Raw genomic sequence first — 22,513 nt, 5'->3', positions numbered from 1 at the left:
ATATACGTATAAAGTTTCATATTTTCAGTGAGTTAAATCAAACTTAAATGTAACTTCTCTGCCCTCGTTAAGTGATCTCAAGAAAAGGGAGAGTCGCCGTAATTAGTCAGGCGGGATTACGTTTGCAAATGTAGGTCAAATCATGACAAATGAAGTGTCGCCCAAAACTTGATTTAACACAAAGCCGCGTAGAAACGAGTCAATTGGAGTGGGCTCTTGCGTTCTTCAACGTTAATTCGGCTATCTTTAGAACAGTATTGACCCGTCTACTGCTTCACACTTTATAGTGACTATATTGATTGAGAGGGGCGCTTGCTGTGTTCCCTCTAAAGTAAGTAGAGAGACACTATGAAACGTTTAATTCTTAACATCACACTCTTGGTATTCATGGCGCTTGGTAGCTTTAATGCCATGGCTCATGATTCAACGGTTAAGTACGGTATTGCGATATCTCACGATGGTGAGCAAATTGCGTATGGCAAAAGTGGCAGTGGGGAGACGGCGCTGATCTTCATTCACGGTTGGAGCTTAGACAGCAGGCTGTGGCAAAACCAAGTGAGTGAGTTTTCAAAACAGTACCAAGTGATCACTATGGATTTAGCTGGGCACGGTAACTCATCGTTCAACCGAGAAGAGTACACCATGATTGCGTTTGCTGAAGACATCAAAGCAGTCATCGACAAAGAACAGCTCGAATCTGTCATCTTGATCGGACATTCCATGGCAGGTGGTGTGATTGCAGAAGCCGCTAAACTGATGCCGAAAAGAGTGAAGGGCATTATTGGTGTCGATACATCGCAAAACGTCGCACTAGCGGTTTCACAAAGCCACCTAGATGCAATGACCAAACCATTTGAAGCAGACTTCCAAGCGGGTATCACTACGTTCGTGAAAGACTCGCTACCAAAAGACGTAGACGCGGATTTACTTTACTGGGTAACGCAAGACATGGATTCAGCACCACCAGCTATCGCGATAAACCAGTTCCGCCATTATCTAGGCCAATATGTTACAGGCGAAGCCCACCGCGTGTATGAGAACGTGAATGTGCCAGTAATATTGGTTAATGCTCGCCTATGGCCAACGGATTCAGAAGCGAACAAGAAACACATCAAGGATTACAGCATTTACTACATTGAAGACTCAGGCCACTTCCCAATGCTAGAGCAACCACAGCAGTTCAACACAACGTTGATGAAAGCGGTTAAGTCAGTGAAATAGGGTGCTGTCGTTGTTAAAAGATGGATGTAACCGTTGATAGAAAAACTAAGGCTTCGCGTGTACGAGGTCTTTTTGTTAGTTGGAGGTTTTGCTAGCTACATTCATTTCAATTTGCGAGTAATGATCGCATCGTTCACTCATTTATGGTCCTTAAACTTGTGCCTCATAGTTATATAAATGCTCTACCAACCACCCCTAGATACGTAATCAGCAATACTGTTATTAGTAAGGGCTGACCAAATCTAGTGGTGCTTTCTACTGATGATAACTTTAACTATGTGTTTAGGACGTCCTGCTATGGCTAAGAAAATAATATTCATTCATGGTCGCGCTCAAAAGCCCGATAAAGCTCCCCTGCAAGCACTCTGGTACGAGGCTATAGAACATGGCTTGCAGCGAGATTGTGGAGACTCAAGTTCATTACAAGCTTTTAAAGATGTCGATAAACGGTTTGTCTATTACGGTGAACTATCAAATACATTGTTAGAGAAACCAACGGAAGACCCTGCAAGTCGACAGCAAGCGTTGTCTGAACTCAAAAAATACAAGACAAGCCAGTTCAATAAAACAATCTATAACAAGGTATCCAAAATTGGTTTTCTAAAAGAGGCGTTAGCAGATACTTTTTCATCGCTATTTGGAAAACTGGGTGTGGCAGAGACACTCATAACGAAGGTCGCGCCGGACATGGCGCATTATTGGAATGAAGATACCTATTTCGGCAGTGATGTCAGGTATAGGCTAATGGTTGAACTGAAGGAAGCGCTTGATAATCAAGATGATGTGATGATCGTATCACACAGTCTCGGGTCGATGATCAGCTATGACGTGTTATGGAAGTTGTCTCATTACGGTGAGTATAGACACGACTATGGTGCAGACAAGAAGGTCAACTTATTGCTTACGCTTGGGTCACCGTTAGGAGATGAGAACGTAAAAGACAGGCTAAAGGGGAGTCGCTTGAAAGGTGAGAAGAAGTACCCTTTAAACATTGAGCAATGGATAAACATATCGGCAGAAGACGATTTTATCTCTCATGACAGCAAAATTAGAAATGACTTTAAAGATATGCTCAAACTGGATCTGATACCCGGCGGAATGAAAGATATCCACCCGATTTACAACCTCAATATTCGCAACGGAAAAAGCAATCCACATGCTTCTATCGGTTATCTAATTAACCCTAAATTCATTGCAGTACTGGATGAATGGCTCTCTAGTTGATTGGGTTGTACCATCGTAAATTGCTGTCTACTCGTTGGTTGAAACTTAGATAAAACAAGGCCTCGCGTGTGCGAGGCCTTTTTGTGTTCTGTAGAGCGAAACAAAGTGGCAGATACATGTGAGAATTGGCTACAAATCTCTTGCTAGCCTCCCCTTGGTTTACATCTCCAATCTCTTGTTGGTAGCGGGAAGGGGGGTAACTGAATACCGATCGTTGCCAGTGGATCTGTATGTTCAGTGAAAAATAACAATCTCAAATGAATTTCTCAAAGAAGTAAAATCTCTCTGAATACTTACCAATCTCAAAAAATAACATTCTAAAAATGATCGTTTAACAATTTATTAACGAGTTGTATTGTCTCTGTGTTCTTTGTCTTAGTTGCATATCGTACCAAGCTCAGAACATACCATTATTTTTGAGGATCTGAATATGAACGGAAAACTAAGGACGGCTTTATTCATGCGCGATCATATTCAAGACTTTCTTTTAGAATCGGCGGCTTAAATGACTCTCTGGCTTAGGATTTTAACATCGCGGAGCTCATTCACGATGTTGGTTATCATCGCTATCGCGTCAGTGATAGCGAATACGGGGTGGCGAGTCGTGATGAATAACTTCGCTGTCGATACTGTTGGTATGACGGGTGCTGATGTGGGTGTATTGCAGAGTGTTAGGGAAATCCCAGGCTTGCTCTCATTTACTGTTTTGTTTCTGTTGTTCATCGCTTCAGAACAAAGAGTCGCGGTATTGTCGGTAGCAACATTAGGGCTCGGCGTAGCAGTGACGGGGTATTTACCTTCGATCTATGGCTTCTATTTCAGCACGACGATCATGTCTATTGGTTTCCATTATTTAGAAGCGGTGAACAAATCACTCTCAACACAGTTGTTAGCGACTGAGAACTTCAGTGAATCAATGGGGAAAATTCGCTCTGCTGCCTCGTTTTTCTCGATGGTGACTTTTCTGTGCATTATGGTCGCGAGCTATCTTTTTGACGTTTCAGATAAGGCGATTTTCTTTACGTGTGGAGCAATATGTTTTTGGCTGGCAGTTTACTTGGTCACGTTTAAAAATACTCATACAGAGGTTAAACAACACACCAAACTCATTGTTCGACGTGAATACACGACCTATTACATTCTTACTTTTTTGAGTGGGGCAAGAAGACAGATCTTTGTGGCATTTGCTGGTTTACTGATGGTGACTAAATTTAATTATACGATTGCGATGATGGCCACTTTATTCATGGTATCCAGCTTAGCAGCGACTCTTGCTCTACCTTATGTTGGGATATTTATCGATAGAGTAGGAGAGAGACAAGCTTTGATCATTGAGTATGCCGCGTTAGTGTTGGTGTTCCTATCTTACGCATTTGTGGATGATCATTATGCGGCCGCGGGGCTGTATGTTATCGACAGTATTATTTTTAGTTTTGCGATAGCTTTAAACACGTACTTTAAAAAGACAATTAGGGAAGATGAAGTGGCTTCAACGGCGAGTTTGTCGTTCACCATCAATCATATTGCAGCGGTGTTCCTACCATTTTTGTTGGGAATTATCTGGATGTCTGGTTATCAATGGGTATTTGTTACAGGAGCAGTAATTGCTTTGATTAGCCTGTTGGTATCGCTGACCATGGGCACTACGCTGCACCAGCGGATTAATGGGTTTGATAAGCTACAGAAACTATAGCGGCACTCATTAAGAGCTACAGTATTTACTAAATTGAAGACTCAGAGCACTTCCCAATGCTTGAGCAACCTGAGCAGTTCAACACAACGTTGATGAAAGCGATTAAGGTCAGTGAAGTAGGGCAGTTGCACGTGAGAATAGGTTGATAATCCCCTCCTAACCTCCCCTTGGTTTACATCTCCAATCTCTTGTTGATAACAGGAAAGGGGAGGAACTGAATACCGAACGTGATAAGTGCAGCTATATGTTTAACCGCAAAGAATGTTGAAATTGGCAAAGGACGAATGTAAACGCACCAACTCGGTGCTCTTGTGTTGCTATGCGCTCACCAACATAGAGCAGAGAAAATGTAAGTTTAGCTAAACCATATAAAAACCAATGAATTATAAAATGGTCCAATTCTTGATGCTTATTTGAGTATATCCCTCAAACGTTAAATCAGAATCAAGGATGACGACTATGCAAGATGCACTCACAATAATACTTGCCGGAGGTATGGGCTCTCGCCTGTCTCCGCTTACCGATAATAGAGCAAAGCCTGCGGTACCGTTCGGTGGTAAATACAGAATCCTTGATTTTACTTTATCCAACTGCCTCCATTCAGGTTTGCGACGTGTACTTGTTCTCACTCAGTACAAATCGCATTCGTTACAAAAACATCTGAGAGATGGTTGGTCTATCTTCAACCCTGAACTTGGAGAATATATTACAGCCGTACCTCCGCAAATGCGTAAAGGTGAAAATTGGTATGAAGGAACGGCAGATGCTATTTACCAAAACTTATGGTTACTGGACAGAAGTGAAGCCGAATATGTGGTGGTGTTATCTGGCGACCATATCTACCGTATGGACTATGAACCTATGCTTGCTCAACACAAAGCAACGGGGGCCGATCTTACTATTGCGTGTATGGAAGTCTCTATTCGGGAAGCGAGTGCGTTTGGTTGCGTTGGCACCGATAGTGAACGAAAAATTGTGGCCTTCGAAGAAAAGCCAGAAAACCCACCAGCGACACCGAAGGACCAAACCAAAAGTTTAGCTTCTATGGGGATCTATATTTTTTCAATGAAAGCGCTGGTTGAAAGTTTAGAGTTAGATGCAGGGAATGATTTATCTAGCCACGATTTTGGCAAAGATATCATTCCTAAGCTCATCGATAAACAGTCTGTTTATGCCTACCAATTTGGTGACGCACAAGGCCGCGTTAGTAGAGACTCTTATTGGAGAGATGTAGGAACTATCGATTCATTCTATCAAGCAAACATGGATCTTTTGGAGGCCGCTCCCCCAATCGATCTTTATCAGCCTAATTGGCCAGTGAGAACCTTCGAACATCAATACCCACCGGCTAGAACCGTGTCATCAGATACGGGAAATGAAGGTATCTTTATTAACTCTATTATTGCTAACGGTGTCGTGAATTCTGGAGGTTCGGTTCATCGTTCCATTCTATCCGCTAACGTGAGAATTAATGACGGGGTAACCATCGCTGACTCCATCTTATTTGATGGTGTTCAGGTCGGAAAAAATAGCCAACTACAAAACTGTATAGTGGATAAACACGTGATCATCCCACCTAATACTAGAATTGGCTTTAATCCTACTGTCGATGCTCAGCGTTTTCATATTTCAGAAAGTGGGGTAGTCGTTATTCCTGAAAGCTACCGTTTTGATTGACCAAAAAACGAATCAGTAGAAGAGAGTTTTCTTTTGGTTTCGTTAAAAATCGAATAGCATGTCGGAAAAGAGCTGCCTCGATTCTGAACTATTGTCACGATGTGTCACGTATTCGACATGGTCGTCCGCACTTGCTGATGGTGACAGCTTTACGCTCCATAGTGCGTTGAATTGATTTGGTACCATTGAATATCGTACATCTATGATATGTAGCTCGTCGTTAGGGGAGCTCGCTAGAAAGCCGTTTGAAAAGTGTCTGAAACGTTCAATGTCTTTGCCTTGTTGGGAATTAAGGTCGAGCCAAGGAAAATCCCGGCTTAGGTTTAGCTTTGCAATGGACTCGCCGGGATATGTTTTTATTGAACGAGACACTCGAACGGCATCAACATGGTAGTCCTCCTCCGTTTCGTAAATGACCTTCCAAACCAAAATATTCGCGAAAGTCGGCTTGGCTTCTAATCGAATCGGTACGTGTTGTCGTTCTTTCGCAAGTTGCCATCCTACCGCCTCTGCTCGGTCTCTTTGGATCATACCGAGTGTGGGATAAGTGAAAGCCCAAACAACGGCAATACGTGCCAGCCAAGCGTTTCGTTTTAGCATAGAGAATACGAGTAATATCAATATGGGAAGGGTGAAGGCTGGGTCAACCACAGGCACGGCGTTCCAAGCGTAACGCTCATTGGTTAAAGGCCAAAACAGCTGAGTACCATAAGAGGTACAAGCATCTAGCAATGCATGAGTACTATAACCCAGTGCGCTATAAAACCAGCTCTGTTGAAATGATAGTTGGAGTTTTTTGCCAAATAGCGGGTATAAAAGCAGAGCACATAAGAAACTGCCAAAAGGGATGAAAAAGAGTGAATGGGTAAACTGTCGGTGGAACTCTAAAAAGAGCAAAGGATCGCTTTCAGACCGGATGAAAACATCAAGGTCTGGCGTCATTCCAGCGACTAGCCCGAAAAAGCCGGCGACGAGTAAGTGCTGTTTTTTGCTCGTCGATAGAGAGAGGGACGCGCCCAGTACACCTTGCGTTAGTGGGTCCATCATTAACTCATTGATTATGTATTATTTAATAGTAGATGATTCGCTGGGCTTCACCACCCAAATTGCCAGTAATGCTAGAGCAACGTTAGCAGTTCAATGAAAGTTTTTGAAAGCGGTTAGGTCAATGAAATAGAGCGGATGTAACCGTTGGTAAGGTAAAGTTAAGGCTTCGCGTGTGAGAAGCCTTTTTGTTTCTGTACGTGAAATTGTCCATTCGCTTAGGCCGAACAGAAATCGGTTCGGTAATATGCCCGGCTAAGAGAGTTTTTTAGTAAAGAACTCCAGTGTACGAGCCCATGCTAACTCTGCTTCTTCCTCGGCATATCGGCCAGTGGAATCGTTATGGAAGCCATGGTTCACACCATCGTAGATATGAGCGGTGTATTCAGCTTTAATCTCTTTGAGTTCAGCCTCATAGTCTGGCCAAGTCGCATTCACACGTTTATCGTTTCCAGCAAATTGGATGAGCAATGGCCCCTTAACGTTCTTTCTTAAATCAGGTGCAGCAGGAGTACCATAAAATGGAACCCCAGCATTCAGCTGGTCTGGCATGACCGCCGCTAACATATTCACGACATAGCCACCAAAGCAAAACCCGACTGCGCCCAGCTTGCCGTTACTTTTCTCATGAGATTTCAGAAAGTTCGCTGCCGCTATAAAGTCTTCTTCAATTTTTTCTCTGGATAATGATTTCTGCATCGCTCGACCTTCATCATCATTACCGGGATACCCGCCAAGTGAATAGAGAGCATCAGGTGCAAACGCAATAAACCCTGAGGCCGCGAGTCGTCTTGCTACGTCCTTTATATAGGGATTTAAGCCTCGATTTTCATGAACAACTAAGACAACAGGCGCATTACCCGCTAGCTCTTTTGGGACCACTAAGTATCCACGGCCTTCTCCGTGTCCTTTAGGTGAAGGGAATGTCTCATAGGTTGCTTTGATAGAAGGGTCATTGAAAGAGACTTGCTCTGCCTTCGCATAATTAGGAATAAGAGCAGAAGTTAACGTGGTCATGGTGAATCCAAGTACTGCTAATCCAGATAAGCGCGCCATGAATTCTCTGCGGTCAATTAGGCCATGAGCATATTCGTCATACCAATCAAATGCTTCTTGAGGAATAGACCGAGACGGTGCTGATTGAGATTCAGTATTTTGATTCATAACGTTTCCTTGTAGTGAATGGTTTACCCAATCAACTATAGTGGAAATTCAAGAGGTTCGAAGGATCGCTCAATAGCTCACTTTTGTATCAAAGCAAAAACGAAAGGACAGTGAGACAAAACGATAACTTTAAAGTGATACCCCAATCCATTATTTCTGGGCGCTGCAAGTTGGCCTAGTGAATGTAGCATATGGCACAGAGGTACTGCTTTGAATCACTCAATTTCTCCAACGTATTGCCACTGATAATGATAGAATCCCTGCATCAGAATTATCGAGAAACTAGGTATTTATAAACAATGTTTATCCATCATGTTAATGGTATTGACTGGCTGGTGATTACCGCTTTTGAAGAACTGAAACCGATGTTTATCGAAGATGCCGGTCCAATCCCATCTTATTTCTCTGCCACCAGTGAGTTGAGCCTGATCGATCAAGCTAAGCGCTGCTATGGATTTTTACCGACACTTCGTGGCGTGATCACCGACACTGGCACGTATCAAAGTAAAGATCTTGAAGAAGATCTAAACCCGCAGCTCGCGTGTATCGTTGAGGGAAGAGGGCGTGTGTTTATCTATCACGGCGACTATGTGGCTTTTGTCGATGACGAGCAAACCTTTATTACCCGAATGGACTGAAGATTATTAAAAATGAAGTGATATAACTTTTACCCTAAGAACTCACGATTTAAAGGATTCATACGATGGCAAAAACGATCTCTCTTGTACTTGGCAGTGGTGGAGCAAGAGGCTTAGTTCACGTTGGAATCATCCGCTGGTTAACTGAACATGGCTATCAGATCAAATCTATCTCTGGCTGTTCAATTGGCGCACTTATCGGTGGTGTTTACGCTGCGGGTAAGTTGGATGAATTTGAAGAATGGGTCACGAGTATCAACCAAACGGATATGGCTATGATGTTGGACTTTTCATGGCAATCGAGTGGTATGTTCAAAGGGGACAAGATCATCGACACACTACGTGAGCTGATCGGCGATATTTCAATTGAAGAGCTGCCTATCCCTTATACCGCAGTAGCTGCCAACGTCGCCGATGAAAAAGAGGTGTGGTTGCAATCGGGTTCTCTGTTTGATGCCATTCGCGCCTCTATATCTTTACCATTGTTCTTCACGCCTCATGTCATCGGAGGTGAAGAACTCATTGATGGCGGAGTGCTCAATCCTGTACCGATTGCTCCTACTTTTGGAGACAAGACAGACTTCACGCTGGCTGTGAACTTAGGTGGCGAACCTGAAACGATTAAACCGGAATCGACACCAGCTTCCCTGCCAATCAAAGAGAGTAACCTGCATGAGAAGGTTGTCCATTTCATCGATAATTTAGGGAGCAGCGTAAAAAGCAAAATGACCTTCAATTTTGCTGCCTACGACATCGCCAACCAAGCGTTTGATGCGATGCAATCGACCATTGCTCGCCAAAAATTGGCAGCTTATCCTGCCGATATTACACTTGAGATCCCACGCAATGCCTGCGGTACCTTAGAGTTTGAACGCTCACAAGAAATGATAGATAGAGGCTACTATTTGGCACAGGCTAAATTGGGCAACCAGCTTTAATGCGTAGAGCACTGACTTGACGAGTAAGGTATTTATACAAACTGAACTCAAACCACTGTTCGAAGAAAGGCCTCGCGCAATTGCGAGGCCTTTTTGTGTTCCGACCAAAACTTAATCATAGGAAGAGTCAAATATTCAATAAATCTTATCTAGAGGTTAACGAAAGCTTGGGATAATCGCTGGTATCCCTGGTAGAAGGCCAACCAACGCCATCACACTCGTTAGCACAATAAACATGATGCCAGGCAACACCCAACGGCTCATTTTACTTAGTTCGCCACTACGTTCTTTACAACCTACCAAGCCTAAGTTGTCCAACAGCATAGTGAGAGACCAACCAAACGCAGGGTTAACCAGCGCTGAAGAAAAGACAACAATCGCTGCTGACTGGGTGGTTTTCCCTTCACGTGTCATTTCCATTCCCGCTTCTAGTAATGGAACAAATACCCCAACAACAAGCGCAACACAAAGTACCGGTTGCCAGATAGCTAAATCCATTGGGTAGCCCCAAATAGCAGCGATGATACAGAATAGCGCCGTTAATAAAGCGCCTGCAGGAATAGGGCGTTTAGCAATCGCGGCTGGCACGATGTAAGTACCCCATGAAGACGTAAAGTTAGTACCGCCAAGCAGAGAACCGAACGTTTGACGAATGGAAGCCGTGGTCATGGTGTCGTCGATGTTCATGTGTACTTTTTCGGTTCGGTCTGGATAGCTGATTTTTTGAAACACTTGATGCCCTAAGAAATCTGGCGACCACATCGCCACCGCTAAAATAGCAAACGGCAATACCACCATGAAATGTTCAATCGTTGGTAGGCCTAGCATCCAGCCTGTATTTTCTCCCCACCAATACATAGGGTTCATATTGGGTAAACCAGGCTCGGTTTGGAAAGAGAATGGAGCACCCATGGCGAACGCTAACGTACCACCTAGCAAGCAACTAAGAGGAACGGCTAGCCAACGCTTACGGAAATGTTCCAATAACGCATACAAAATAATGGTGCAGAAGATCACGACAAAAGCGATATGGCTCATTCCGATCCCTTCAGCCCATGCGAATAGCTTTTTAACTTGAGAGACGGTTCCAACAAAGCCAAGGTAAAGCAATAAACCGCCACATACGCCTTTACTGGTGAGGTTAGCCAACATGCTGCCACCTTTACTGATGGCCAAGAGTAAACCAAACGCGCCGATCAACAAGCCAAAGGCCATAGGGTGTCCGCCGGCAGCAACTACGATAGGGATCAAAGGGATAAGTGGACCGTGTGTACCCGCGAGGTTTGCGGTCGGCAATAAAAAGCCAGAGAAAAGAATGATGAAAACAGAGGCGATAAGTAGCTCATAACGGACATTTTCTAAAATAAAGCCTTCATTTAGCCCTAGCGCCCCGGCAAAGGTGGCTGCAATGGCGCCCACCATCACCACTTTACCAATGGTAGCGGCCATCGCTGGAATAGTGTCTTCTATCTCAAATCGATAATCTTTAAACGGCAAGTTGGGACGCCAGCGTTTAGGCGACATGATCTGCAATTCGTGCTCTAAATATTGTTCTCGGGAATCAAATTCCGATCTTGGTTTATGTTGTTGTTCATAGGTGAGTTCATCCTCATTGGCTTGAGGCTTATTTGTTCTTATATCTACGGACTCTAAAGTACTGCTCATTTTGATTCCTTTCGTTCACACTCTAAGGTGTGTTATTCCATCACACGTTATTGACTCTCGGCACGAATATTTAGCTATATATTTCTGCCACAAAGAGCTCGATAGCTCTATTTTATTTATAAGTAAATTTATTATTAATAAGTTAAGTTAGCTCGCTACTAAATAATAAGAGCGAATTAACCTAGTTCTCAAAATAGTCACTGAAATTCAGTTGCTAGTACCTTATATCAAGCGAAAAAAAACAAACAGTCTCAATTGGTTAGACATTAGTCGTAGTGTGCGAGGGCTAGTGTGAGAAACGGTCGATAATATTTATCAATACATTTATAAATAATTCATTTCAAGAATGGTCAAATAAGGTTCTAGATGAAGCAGTGTTTTGAAAGTGGACTTATTAGGGCCGGAAGAAAAATAGATTAGTTAAAAATATTAACTCGATACATGGCTAACTCGAATGAATCGAGTTAGCCTTTTCCCAACTGTCTAGCAGGCTGCTCAACGAACTCAACTATTTATTTGTGCTAGAGGTCATGCACAAATATCAAGGTTAATAATCATCTAGTTATCGTTCTGTTGTACCTTCATAAGATAAAAATATTTTAGAGTGCATGTCGAAAACGGCGAAGCGCAAACGTCCTTGAGTATGAAACAATAAACAAGAAGGAAATTTAAGATGAAGTACATGCTTTTACTCTACGCGGCACCTGATCAAGAACCGGTATTTGGTACCCCTGAGTTTGACAAAATGATGGAAGATTTTGCGGCTACAACAGCGACTTTCGAAAAAGATGGGGTATTCGTTGGTGGTGAGGGGTTACAGGAAACTGAAACTGCGACTTCACTGCGAATTAAATCCGGTAAGGTAGAAACAATGGACGGCCCATTTGCTGAAACGCGCGAACACTTAGGTGGTTATTACATCGTTGATGTTCCTGATCTGGACGCAGCTCTGCGATGTGCAGAAATTATTCCTGTGGCTAAGTTTGGCACGATTGAAGTCCGCCCTTTACTGGATTACAACGAAGCAGGTTAATGTATGAATAATGCCTCGTCGAAAGCAATCGCTGTTAGCCATGTTATTAATGATGTCTTGAGTAAAGATAGAGGACGGCTTTTGGCTGGGCTTATTTCACGCCTTGATGATTTCCAAATAGCCGAGGACGCTCTACAAGAAGCATCAATTTCCGCGTTGAAGCACTGGGTACGATCTGGCCCACCTGACAACCCTACAGCTTGGCTACTAAGAGTGGGTTTAAATAAAGGGATAGACCAGTTTCGAACCGTGCAACGAGAGCAACGCAAAGCAGAGGATCTCGCTAGTTTTTCTTGCGATAACACGGTGTATGACGTTCCTGAAACGATTCCGGATGAACGCCTGCGCCTTATCTTTACCTGCTGTCACCCAGCCTTGGAAGAAAAATCGCGTATTGCTTTAACTTTGCGTACGGTCTGCAATTTAACCACAAAGGAAATTGCTGCCGCTTTTCTTGATAACGAACAAACCATGGGACAGCGTTTATATCGTGCAAAGGCAAAGATTAAAGCCAAAGGCATTCGCTTCTCTATCCCAGAAGCAGATAGATGGAATGACAGGTTAGATACGGTGTTAAAAACGGTGTATTTGATATTTACCACTGGTTACATTGTGGAGGCTGAGTGCTCGCGCTCGTTATGCCAAGAGGGTATTTTTTTGGCCAGACTACTTATAAAACTGCGACCTAATGACCCAGAAATTGAAGGTGCACTTGCATTAATGTTGCTTACTGATGCGAGAAGCCATGCTCGAATAAATAGAGATGGAGCCATGGTGCCCGTTGAAGAACAGAACACTTCTCTATGGCAGAAAAATAGTATTGATGAAGCTCAGCACCTCCTTTCCAATGCGTTAGAAAAAAGAGAACCGGGACCATTTCAGATCAAGGCTGCTATTGCAGATTGTCATATGGCCAAGCCCGCCCCGGATTGGCATCAAATGTCTCTACTTTATCAATCCCTATGGCAATTCGAACCGACGCCAATAGTCGCCTTGAACTGGGCTGCCGTGATTGCGGAAACAGGGCACCCAAAACTTGCGCTTACGAAATTGGACGAGTTAGAAAAAGACCTTAAAGATTATCAACCTTGGTATGCGGCACGTGCGCATATTCTCAGAAAGTTAGGACGAAAAGCAGACGCTAGAATTTTCTACAAACTGTCAATTGAGAAGGCGGCAAGTACAGCAACACGAAAACTTTTGGAATTGAGATTAGTAGAAGTCACCAGTTAATTTTAATTTCGGTTAACCTTCGATAGAGAAAACTAAGGCCTCGTATTTGCGAGGCCTTAGTTTGGGTGATTACGATAGTCCGAACTCGAACTAAATATTGAGCAACAGCCTTACTCGAGTGTCACCAAATGGCAATTAAAGCGCTTTGTGGGTAGGTAAGATGGCATCAGATTTCAGAGCACCACTACTAACTAAGAGAGTATTTTATGTTCAAGAAAACACTGATTGCCGCTTCTTTGGCGATGACAGCCACTCGGTGGTTGTAACTGGCAACAAGAACACCGCCATCACTAAAGGCGAGGCTGACATTCCAACGGGCGCGGAAGTGATTGACGGTGAAGGTCGTACATTGATGCCAGCATTGGTTGACGCGCACATGCACCTAACCATTCCAGTGGTACAAGATCCTTTGATTCAGAAGAAACTCGCATCGGCACAAGCGGCGTTTGGTAGCTACCAGAAAGAGATGAAAGCGGGGGAAGAGGCTGGGTTTGATCGCCGTGCGTTTAACGTAGACTGTGTCGGTGTTGCTGATACGTGTGCTAAGCAAATAGCTCATGAAATTTGGTGAACGCAGATATGTTCGGTAACTTCTCGGCTCTGCGTGCCATGACATCGACATCGGGTCGTATCTCTGCTGAGCTGATGAAACCTTGGATTGACCCATATTCAGACGCGAAACTAGGTGTCATTGAAGTGGGCGCATACGCGGATATCCTACTTATCGACGGTAACCCATTGGAAGATATTACACTTTTTGGTGGTCGTGGTACGTGATTCGGTGAAGCGAACGATGCGAAGAAAGATGGTTCTCACCTGACGGAAATGGATCTCATCATGAAAGACGGTAAGATCTTTAAGAATGAAATTTAAGCGCATTTCTTCAGATTATTTTTCAGATTGAATGCTTTAAAGTCCGGCGGATTCGCCGGACTTTTTGTCTTTGATCTGGTTAACGAAGCGTATGATTATCTTTGTCTAATCTCGGTAAAACGCTTATATACATAGCGTTGCGAATACTTAAAAATATGACTTTATTTTTTCTCTCAGCCACATATTGGATGGGCTACGTCGTTCTCGATTATGGGTTAATAAGCGATACCTGACTGGCTTAGATGTAAATGGGCAATCTAACATTTGTATATCCAGCTTATCAGCAAATGCTGTTGCGATACTTTCGGTCACCATTGCAATGCAATCGCTCGCTGCGACCATCGACATCAATGACACTAGAGATGTACATTCTGCTGCGACTTGCCGTTCGCTGAGGCGTTCCTCAGTAAAATAATCGGCCATGTAGGTATCTTCACGGCGTAGTTTCAAAGTAATGTGTTTCTCACCATAAAACTGCTCACGTGTAACACTGCCTTTTAGTCTTGGGTGTCCTTTTCGGGCAATAAGCCGGAGCTGATCATCAAACAGATCTTCGGTAAAAAACGAGCCCGTAGAATAGTTAGATATTTCAATGGCAAGATCGGCTTGATGTTGATTGAGTGCCTGAATTAGGGCTTCTTCATTAGAGTGGGTTGGCTGCAACTCAATCGTGACATTACCCAAGGTGCTGTCTGCTTCTAACTTAGGTAGCAGCATTAACATGACCGGTTCAGATGTGTATATAACAAACTTACGTGGGTACTGGGTCGAAAAACCTTCCAACCCTTCGAGTGCGTTGTTGATTTGCGCCAATGCAGGCTCAACATGACGAATTAATTCTTGTGCATGTTGGGTGGGTGTGATCCCTCGGCCAGATCGAATGAATAGCTGGCTTCCCACTTGCTGCTGCAAACGCTTAAGTAAGCCGCTGACTCCCGGCTGAGTTAACCCCATCTCTTCCGCAGCCAATGTAATAGATTTATGGCGATAAACCACCACAAACACTTTTAACAAGTTTAGATCTATGTTCGACACTACTTCCCCTTAAACATAACAATTCATTATGTGTTAAATACAGTTTCATGGATGTATTGCTATGTGTCAATACGCTAAATTAACCCCATACCAAATACGAATTCCCAAGAGGTTCCCTATGAAAACTCGTTTTACTCCTTCAATTCTTTCCCTTGCAGTCATGGTGTCGTTCGGCGCTGTCGCTAATGATTATGCATCTATTGATACTTACGAGGGAAAACCGGCCTCAAAGTTCACCGAAAGCGCAAATGCAGCTGTGGCGAAAACGCTTCCTTGGGAAGATACATCGGCGTTTGAACGTACTAACCGTGGCCTTATTGCTGAGTTTGGTACTCACGAAGCAGGCGAGCTAAAAAACCGCTTTGAATACATGGCTGACAGATCGGTAGAAGATTTACCACCCTCTGTTAACCCATCAATTTGGCGTCAAGGAATGCTAAATTATGCGGCAGGCGGTCTATACGAAGTGACGGATGGAGTCTATCAAATTCGTGGCGCTGACTTATCAAACATGACTATCTATCGCACAGACAACGGTTATGTGATTCACGATCCGCTATTATCGCGTGAAGCGGCTGCCGCTTCTTGGGAATTTGCGAAACAACATCTACCTGCTATCAATGGTGAACACAAAATTACAGGGATGATTTACTCACACATGCATGCTGACCACTTTGGTGGGTCTCGTGGCGTGTATGAATCAGGTGATTTTGCGAAAGGTGCTGAGATCTACGCGCCAAAAGACTTCATAAAAGAACTGGCTGATGAAAACGTCATTGCCGGTACCGCAATGGGTCGCCGTGCAAACTACCAATACGGCACGACGCTAGACAATAACGCGAAAGGTATTGTTGATAACGCGCTTGGCTTAGGTACGTCTCGTGGTGAAGTAACACTCGTTGCTCCAACAACAGAGATTCAAGAACGTGAAAAGGTCATTAACATCGATGGGTTAGAGTTCCATGCGATTAATATGCCTGGCGCAGAAGCTCCTGCAGAAATCGTTCTATACGTGCCGGAATACCGCTCGCTGAATACCGCAGAACTGACTTATGACGGTATGCACAACATCTATACATTCCGTGGGGCAAAAGTTCGCGATTCTCTTGTTTGGACTAAATACCTAACTGAGCTAAAAATGCGCTTTGTGGACAGTGGCTTAGTGGACAACATTCACGCCGCACACTCCGCGCCAGTTTGGAACAACGCTGATACTGACGTGAATGAAATTTCTGATTACATGACACTACAGCGTGACAACTACGGATTCATTCATAATCAGTCAATGCGCCTAGCCAATCACGGTGTTACCATCCACGATGTGGGCCGCCAGATTGAAGAGATCGTTCCGCAATCTCAAATCGATACATGGCACACCAATGGTTATCACGGCTCATACAGTCACAACGCACGTGCGGTTGTTAACCTGTATCTTGGCTACCATGATATGAACCCTGTGAACACGAATCCTCTACAAACTAAAGATAAGTCGTGTGTGTATGTGAATGCAGCAGGGGCAGACGTGCTATACAAAGCTGGTATGAGTCACTTTAATGCAGGTGAATACCAAGAAGCGTCTCAGCTGTTTAACGACTTAGTTCAATGTGACCCAAGTAACATTGACTACCGTTTTGCACTAGCAGACAGCTTTGAGCAGCAAGGTTACCAGTCTGAAACGATGGCATGGCGTAACAGCTACCTGCAAGGTGCGGTTGAACTGCGTACTGGTGAAATTCGAGAGTCAATTAAGCTTGCTTCATCTGACGTAATTGCCAACACACCAACAGGCCTGTTCTTAGACTTTATTGCGGTTAGTTTGAATGCGCCAAAAGCGGAAGCAGCGGGTCTTGACTTCAACTTCGGTGTTTACCACCCAGATCTTGAAGAGCGTTACTACGGTGAAGTGTCTAATGCGAATATGTCTAACATTGAAGTAGATAAGCTACCAAAGGTCGACTTTGAGCTCATCATCCATAAAACAGACTTTACTAAAGTCGTGCTTGGAGAAACGACATTAGAGGCACTATTCAAATCTGGTCAAGCAGGTGTGAAAGGCGATGCATCGCTACTGGGACAATTGGCTGGCACATTAGATAAGTTTGATGGCATGTTTGAAATCCTACCAATGCCAAATAAGTAAATCTCTTTAAATGATAAAACCTCCCTTTACGGGAGGTTTTTTGTTTAAAGCTAAGAGTCGGAATTGGGAAGGCATTATTGCTCAATTTGGACCTGTGTATTGGTCATCATCGCGATGATTTTCGCCACTCGTTTACGCATATCACGCCTATCAACAATCATATCTAAAGCGCCATGCTCTAATAGAAACTCGCTCTGTTGAAAATCGTCAGGCAATTTTTCTCGTACCGTTTGTTCAATCACTCTTCGGCCCGCAAACCCAATTCGTGCTTTGGGCTCACCAATGTTGATGTCGCCAAGCATCGCAATACTTGCCGAGACACCGCCAAAGGTTTGGTCGGTTAGCACTGAGATATAAGGCAATTTTGCCTCAGATAGCCGCTTTAATGCGGCACTGGTCTTCGCCATTTGCATTAACGCCATTAGCGACTCTTGCATTCGCGCGCCACCGCAAGCAGAAAAGCAGACTAGCCCACAATTGGCCTCAATGGCCGAGTTAACCGCATCAACAAAGCGAGCGCCCACAACGCTGCTCATTGACCCTGCCATAAAAGAAAACTCGAAAGCGCAGGCTACAACAGGTAACCCCAATAGTTCACCTTTCATCGCGACTAATGCATCTTTCTCGCCCGTACTTTTTTGAGCAAGTGCGAGTCGCTCTTTATAGCGTTTCTGATCTTTAAAATTGAGTAAGTCTTGTGGTTCGTGCTGGTGGCCGATTTCAGTCCGCGTACCTTTATCCAGAAAGCTGTCTAAACGATAGCGCGCTGTCATCCTCATGTGGTGATCGCACTTTGGGCAGACTTCCAGATTTTCTTTAAGTGCTATTCGATATAAGACTTGATCACAAGAAGAGCACTTGGTCCATACTCCTTCGGGAATGGAAGCTTTACGGGTACTGATTAAGTTCTTCTTATTTAATAGCTTTTCTAACCAACTCATGCTGGAACCTTATTATCGTTACTCTGATGATGAGTATTGTATAAGCCAGATATTGGTAATAAAGTGTCTAAAATTGGCTTTATAATCCAACTTGATGGGATTATAAGGGGTGGCAGGATTAATGAGTATGCTTGAAAAGATTGACCAACAATGGCTAAAAAGCTTTCACTGCGTTTATGAGAACAATAGTTTTAAAAGAGCCGCAGAGTTCTTGTGCTTGCCGACATCAAATGTTAGTCGCCATATAGCGCTATTAGAAGAGCAATTAGATGCTCGATTGTTTGATAGAACAACTCGCCGTATTGCTCCGACAGAGGCAGGGGAGCGCCTGTATTTACGTACTCAACCTCTGTTGGACAAACTTAATGACGCGCTTACGGAGGTGACCCAACACTCTCGCCAGGTGATGGGGCAGCTCAATATTCTAATGCCAGATTCGCCAGAACTCGCCCAAGCGGTTGTTTCCTTTTGTACGCAACACCCTTCTATTTCATTGTGCTGCGATACAAGTATCAGCCCTAAAGAAGACTTACTCGATGGGTTTGACGTTATTTTGAGTTTTCATCGAGGAAAGCTAGAAGACAGTAACTGGATAGCGAAAGAAATTAAGCGTTGGTCGAGTGTTGTTGTGGTTTCCCCAAAGCTTCTTGAAACAACCTCCAAACCTTTTCAAGTTACGGATTTGAAACATGTGCCGTGTATTAATAGCTTTACCGCATTAAATGGTACGCCTTGGGTGTTTAAGAACAAAGCAGGAGAGCTGGTCACTCAAAGGGTACAATCGGCCTTTAAAGTAAACAGCGGACAGCTCGCGAAAACTGGTGCATTGGCTGGATTAGGGTTTGCGATACTCCCAACGGAGTTCTGTCGTGATGAGATTGAGACAGGCAAGCTAGAGGTTATCGAACTTGAATATCAACCAGAAGACTTAGTCTTATACGCTTTTTATGCATCGAGAAAGCACATAGCGAAAAAGGTTCCGGCACTCATTGAGCACTTACAGCACCAAGCGAACTAATTTGCAGCAATAACAGAAAATGAGCGGAGCTAAGGCCTGGGTAGATGAGGCTTTGTTTGTACGGTAGTGCTATTTTTCTTTCTTTATACGATCGAGCACATCTCTGTTCCGCTAGGTATATACTTCAACATAGGGTCAAGCGACCAATCAGTAACGGCTTAGTTCGAAACTGAAACACTCACCACCTTGGTTACCGACTGAAAAATTGCATGACAAAGCACGATGGTTCATGAGTAAGAGGAGCAGGTATGGTTTTTACAGAAAAGGGAAAGGCAAATCTCAATGTGATGAATAATCAGAGTCGGCTACCGCGCTTTTAACATGAGATGTAGGTTCGGCCACGCGTTCAACCGTGGTGTATTAAAGCCAATGATGAAGCTGATTACTTTGTTTTTGTTTGCTGTTAGCTTCGGCTCAAAAAGTGAAGTGATCAACATTTATACTGAACACTTTCCTCCTTATAACTTCCAACATGAGGGAGAAATGGCTGGCGTTTCGTTAGAGATCATACGTGAAGTTATGGACTCGACAGGCTTTGAATACCAAATCATGTTTAACCCTTGGATCAGGACCATGACGGAAGCTCGTAGAGATCCAAACGGTTTGATATTTTCAATAGCAAGGCGAGAATCCAGAGAAAAGCAGTTTGTGTGGGTATCAAAGCTGGTACCTGCGACTCAGTCTGTGTTTGCTTTAAGTGAAAGAAACGACATCGTCTTGGAAACTATCAGCGACATTTCAAAATACAGCGTGACAACCGAGATTGATGACTCCCGAGAAATTCTGCTTAAAGAGCAGGGCATCGACATTGATCAATTTATTCGGCTCTCAGGGCCCAACGCTCGGTTCATTCAATATGAGTTGCTAAAAAAAGGCAGAGCCGAGCTCTGGCCTATACCTGATGCCGTGGCGTTCTATATCGTAAAACAACTTGGCGAACCTTCTTCTAGCATTGCAAAAAAGTTAGAACTCGACGGTGACGGTGATTATTACTTGGCGGCCAATCTTAAGTTCCCAGAAGATAAGTTAACGGTCATAAAGGATTTATTGGAGTCTTATAAACAAACGGAACAGTACCGAGCGCTATTGAGTGAGTGGGGGCTAGAAACTACTGACGAAAGATGACTTCCAAGGTGGGATTAGGGTACTTACGCTCGCTGTTGCTGCTAGTGTTTAAGCCAGTGACGTTGCATAGTGTTCAACCATGTAAATAAAATTAAGGCCTCGTGGTGACGAGGCCTTTTTGTATATCGTAGTTTTAGCTTGCTTTCACAGCAGCGTGTTGTTCGGCGATGAATGCTATTGCATCATCGTTCAAGTACGACTTACTGATGTATTGGCGTTGGTTACCAATATGGATGATAAAGCCTAGATCGGTCTGCTCAAGTTGGTCGATTTGATCCCACGCAATAGTGTTAGTCGCTTTATAGTTTTTGTAGCTCACGCCATTTGAATCAGCTTTAAAAACCACCTTGCTGCCTGCGCCAGAACTAATTCTTTGTCGCCATAGCCACCAGGTTCTTTTGCAGTACACACTGAACGCTTCAATAACACTTAAAACAATAAAGAACCAACCAACGTAGCCATTGGGCAGTAGTTCAAACTCCAACAGAGTCACACCAAAAATAAGAAAGAGTATTCCTTTGTAGTAGGCATTTGGAAATTTAACTGGCTGACTAGTTTGATCATAACACTCGGCAAAAAATGCCTTATCGAGGGTGTATTCAAAGGTGAAACCGGAATCTTTAGACATGTGTGGCTACTTTAAGGTTTTCTGTGAGTGGGTTTTCCATGCTGCATTCTAGCAACTCAAGCATTGTATCGTTTCTTCGCGACTTTCTTTAGCGATTTTGTTCCTGATTTGTAAATCAATACTACCGACAATGCCGACTTGTTACTTAGGGTGTCATTCGCCAATTTTCCGGTATTCACTGGGAGTCATCCCCACAATTCTTGAAAACTCTCGGTTAAAATTAGACTTGGTTTGAAAACCCGAATTCATAAAAATCTGTGTGATTGTGTCTTGTGAAGTACTCAAAGAATGTTTGGCATGTTCTATTCGATATTCATTGATGACTTTAGAAATATTTTGTTTATGCGCGAGGTTCACCGCTATCGAGATCTGTTTCGCTGGAATACCTAACTTCCGCGTTAGCTTAGATAGGGTTAATTCAGGATCGAGGAAGAGTAAGTCTTGTCGAATTTTAGTGTCTAGCATCGATGCGATTGCTTTTGCTCGCTCGTTTGTCATGGTTGGCGAGTTCGTTGGTTCATCGCCAGTGTTCGTCACTTGGCTTGGTTTTGGATCTTCAGTACTTGGAGTATTGATACCCGCTAATACCACCGCTAACGATAACACTGGCAATAGAATTAAATGTGCGCCCGTCAGTATATAAGGAGAGAGTTGACCTTGGTTGAAGGTTAAATCCAACGACATGAAAGCATCAACGAACGCAGAAAAGATCAACATCCACCCTGCGAGCGTCTCTGCTTGCTTTACTGCTTCCCAATTCCCTAGTGAGACGTTAATAAATACCGTTTCTTTTGATGAAATTCGGATCAGTGCAATTCCATAAAAGACATAGATCAAGGTCAGGACTTCATCTAATGGTAGCGCGAACCATGATTGAGTGGCTGCGCTAATTAGGATAAATAGTGGTGCAGCAAAGTGTTTAATTGGCAACGACCCTAAGTCGCGACGTGCGTGTACAAACGCATACCAAGCAGCAATCGGGATAGTGGCTGCCATAATGGGTTGTGCGATGATGAAGACGTCAAGTTCAAATGTCCAACGTAAACCAACCATCGCGGTTGTCGCTGAGCATAGTGCTAAAAACATGCCAGCGACACGGGTTTGTTGAGAGAACCGGACGTAAAGGGTTATCGCCAGTAACCCTAACAACATAGAAACAATAAACGGAACGGGAATCGCAAGCATAGCTGGTCCTAGATGAGCACTTAACTTAGGTCGAACCA

20 protein-coding genes are annotated in these 22,513 nt (G+C 43.7%); 13 read left to right on the top strand and 7 right to left on the bottom strand.

The genetic code is table 11. The features are described 5' to 3' along the window. Positions 1-348: 348 nt before the first annotated feature. The 4 genes from ACHUFI_RS04230 (at position 349) to glgC (ending at position 5,815) form a co-directional block, all read left to right on the top strand. The gene (locus ACHUFI_RS04230; protein WP_394247114.1) at positions 349-1,221 is read left to right on the top strand and encodes an alpha/beta fold hydrolase; all 873 of its coding nucleotides are present in this window, start codon (positions 349-351) and stop codon (positions 1,219-1,221) included. Between the two features lie 297 nt (positions 1,222-1,518). Then, positions 1,519-2,445, top strand: coding sequence for a hypothetical protein (locus ACHUFI_RS04225; protein WP_394247113.1), 927 nt, complete (start codon positions 1,519-1,521; stop codon positions 2,443-2,445). Between the two features lie 550 nt (positions 2,446-2,995). Beyond that, entirely contained in the window at positions 2,996-4,138 is a 1,143-nt protein-coding gene (locus ACHUFI_RS04220) for an MFS transporter (protein ID WP_394247112.1), read from the top strand. A 450-nt stretch (positions 4,139-4,588) separates the two neighbouring features. Continuing rightward, entirely contained in the window at positions 4,589-5,815 is a 1,227-nt protein-coding gene (gene glgC / locus ACHUFI_RS04215) for a glucose-1-phosphate adenylyltransferase (RefSeq protein WP_394247111.1), read from the top strand. 42 nt (positions 5,816-5,857) lie between these two features. Here the strand turns inward: glgC and ACHUFI_RS04210 are convergent, their stop codons facing one another. Both ACHUFI_RS04210 and ACHUFI_RS04205 read right to left on the bottom strand, forming a co-directional pair. Further along, entirely contained in the window at positions 5,858-6,859 is a 1,002-nt protein-coding gene (locus ACHUFI_RS04210; RefSeq protein ID WP_394247532.1) for a metal-dependent hydrolase, read from the bottom strand. Positions 6,860-7,114: 255 nt separating this feature from the next. After that, positions 7,115-8,023, bottom strand: a complete 909-nt coding sequence (locus tag ACHUFI_RS04205; protein ID WP_394247110.1) for a dienelactone hydrolase family protein — start codon at positions 8,021-8,023, stop codon at positions 7,115-7,117. A 299-nt stretch (positions 8,024-8,322) separates the two neighbouring features. Between ACHUFI_RS04205 and ACHUFI_RS04200 the strand changes: the two genes are divergently transcribed. Beyond that, on the top strand, positions 8,323-8,661 hold the full coding sequence (locus ACHUFI_RS04200; RefSeq protein WP_394247109.1) for a cytosolic protein: 339 nt from the start codon (positions 8,323-8,325) through the stop codon (positions 8,659-8,661). Positions 8,662-8,726: 65 nt separating this feature from the next. Further along, positions 8,727-9,599, top strand: coding sequence for a patatin-like phospholipase family protein (locus tag ACHUFI_RS04195; protein ID WP_394247108.1), 873 nt, complete (start codon positions 8,727-8,729; stop codon positions 9,597-9,599). Positions 9,600-9,755: 156 nt separating this feature from the next. On the opposite strand, the gene ACHUFI_RS04190 is transcribed toward ACHUFI_RS04195, so the two are convergent. After that, complete coding sequence (locus ACHUFI_RS04190) at positions 9,756-11,264, bottom strand: DUF3360 domain-containing protein (RefSeq protein ID WP_394247107.1); 1,509 nt, start codon at positions 11,262-11,264, stop codon at positions 9,756-9,758. Between the two features lie 673 nt (positions 11,265-11,937). On the opposite strand from ACHUFI_RS04190, the gene ACHUFI_RS04185 reads away from it, so the two are divergent. From ACHUFI_RS04185 to ACHUFI_RS04170, 4 genes are all read left to right on the top strand, one after another. Further along, positions 11,938-12,297, top strand: coding sequence for a YciI family protein (locus tag ACHUFI_RS04185; RefSeq protein WP_394247106.1), 360 nt, complete (start codon positions 11,938-11,940; stop codon positions 12,295-12,297). Between the two features lie 3 nt (positions 12,298-12,300). Further along, entirely contained in the window at positions 12,301-13,530 is a 1,230-nt protein-coding gene (locus ACHUFI_RS04180; RefSeq protein WP_394247105.1) for an RNA polymerase sigma factor, read from the top strand. 160 nt (positions 13,531-13,690) lie between these two features. Next, complete coding sequence (locus tag ACHUFI_RS04175; RefSeq protein WP_394247104.1) at positions 13,691-14,101, top strand: hypothetical protein; 411 nt, start codon at positions 13,691-13,693, stop codon at positions 14,099-14,101. Beyond that, on the top strand, positions 14,098-14,307 hold the full coding sequence (locus ACHUFI_RS04170) for a hypothetical protein (RefSeq protein ID WP_394247103.1): 210 nt from the start codon (positions 14,098-14,100) through the stop codon (positions 14,305-14,307). Before ACHUFI_RS04175 ends, ACHUFI_RS04170 begins: the two co-directional genes overlap by 4 nt. 243 nt (positions 14,308-14,550) lie before the next feature. Here the strand turns inward: ACHUFI_RS04170 and ACHUFI_RS04165 are convergent, their stop codons facing one another. Beyond that, positions 14,551-15,438, bottom strand: coding sequence for a LysR family transcriptional regulator (locus tag ACHUFI_RS04165; protein WP_394247102.1), 888 nt, complete (start codon positions 15,436-15,438; stop codon positions 14,551-14,553). Between the two features lie 118 nt (positions 15,439-15,556). Here ACHUFI_RS04165 and ACHUFI_RS04160 point away from each other — a divergent pair, with 118 nt between their 5' ends. Further along, positions 15,557-17,578 carry an alkyl/aryl-sulfatase gene (locus ACHUFI_RS04160; protein WP_394247101.1) on the top strand — a complete coding sequence of 674 codons (2,022 nt, stop codon included), beginning with the start codon at positions 15,557-15,559 and terminating at the stop codon, positions 17,576-17,578. 74 nt (positions 17,579-17,652) lie between these two features. Here ACHUFI_RS04160 and accD read toward each other — a convergent pair whose 3' ends face one another. After that, positions 17,653-18,519, bottom strand: coding sequence for an acetyl-CoA carboxylase, carboxyltransferase subunit beta (gene accD, locus ACHUFI_RS04155; RefSeq protein ID WP_394247100.1), 867 nt, complete (start codon positions 18,517-18,519; stop codon positions 17,653-17,655). Positions 18,520-18,640: 121 nt separating this feature from the next. Between accD and ACHUFI_RS04150 the strand changes: the two genes are divergently transcribed. Beyond that, the gene (locus ACHUFI_RS04150) at positions 18,641-19,537 is read left to right on the top strand and encodes a LysR family transcriptional regulator (protein WP_394247099.1); all 897 of its coding nucleotides are present in this window, start codon (positions 18,641-18,643) and stop codon (positions 19,535-19,537) included. A 321-nt stretch (positions 19,538-19,858) separates the two neighbouring features. Next, on the top strand, positions 19,859-20,662 hold the full coding sequence (locus tag ACHUFI_RS04145) for a substrate-binding periplasmic protein (RefSeq protein WP_394247098.1): 804 nt from the start codon (positions 19,859-19,861) through the stop codon (positions 20,660-20,662). A 133-nt stretch (positions 20,663-20,795) separates the two neighbouring features. On the opposite strand, the gene ACHUFI_RS04140 is transcribed toward ACHUFI_RS04145, so the two are convergent. Both ACHUFI_RS04140 and ACHUFI_RS04135 read right to left on the bottom strand, forming a co-directional pair. Continuing rightward, on the bottom strand, positions 20,796-21,290 hold the full coding sequence (locus ACHUFI_RS04140; RefSeq protein WP_394247097.1) for a YcxB family protein: 495 nt from the start codon (positions 21,288-21,290) through the stop codon (positions 20,796-20,798). Between the two features lie 153 nt (positions 21,291-21,443). Further along, positions 21,444-22,475, bottom strand: a complete 1,032-nt coding sequence (locus tag ACHUFI_RS04135; RefSeq protein ID WP_394247096.1) for a helix-turn-helix domain-containing protein — start codon at positions 22,473-22,475, stop codon at positions 21,444-21,446. Positions 22,476-22,513: the final 38 nt, after the last annotated feature.

The sequence above is a fragment of the Vibrio profundi genome (genome assembly GCF_043642225.1).
In the GTDB taxonomy this organism is placed as follows: Bacteria; Pseudomonadota; Gammaproteobacteria; order Enterobacterales; family Vibrionaceae; genus Vibrio; species Vibrio profundi_A.
This window is presented reverse-complemented; position numbering and strand designations above follow the sequence as displayed.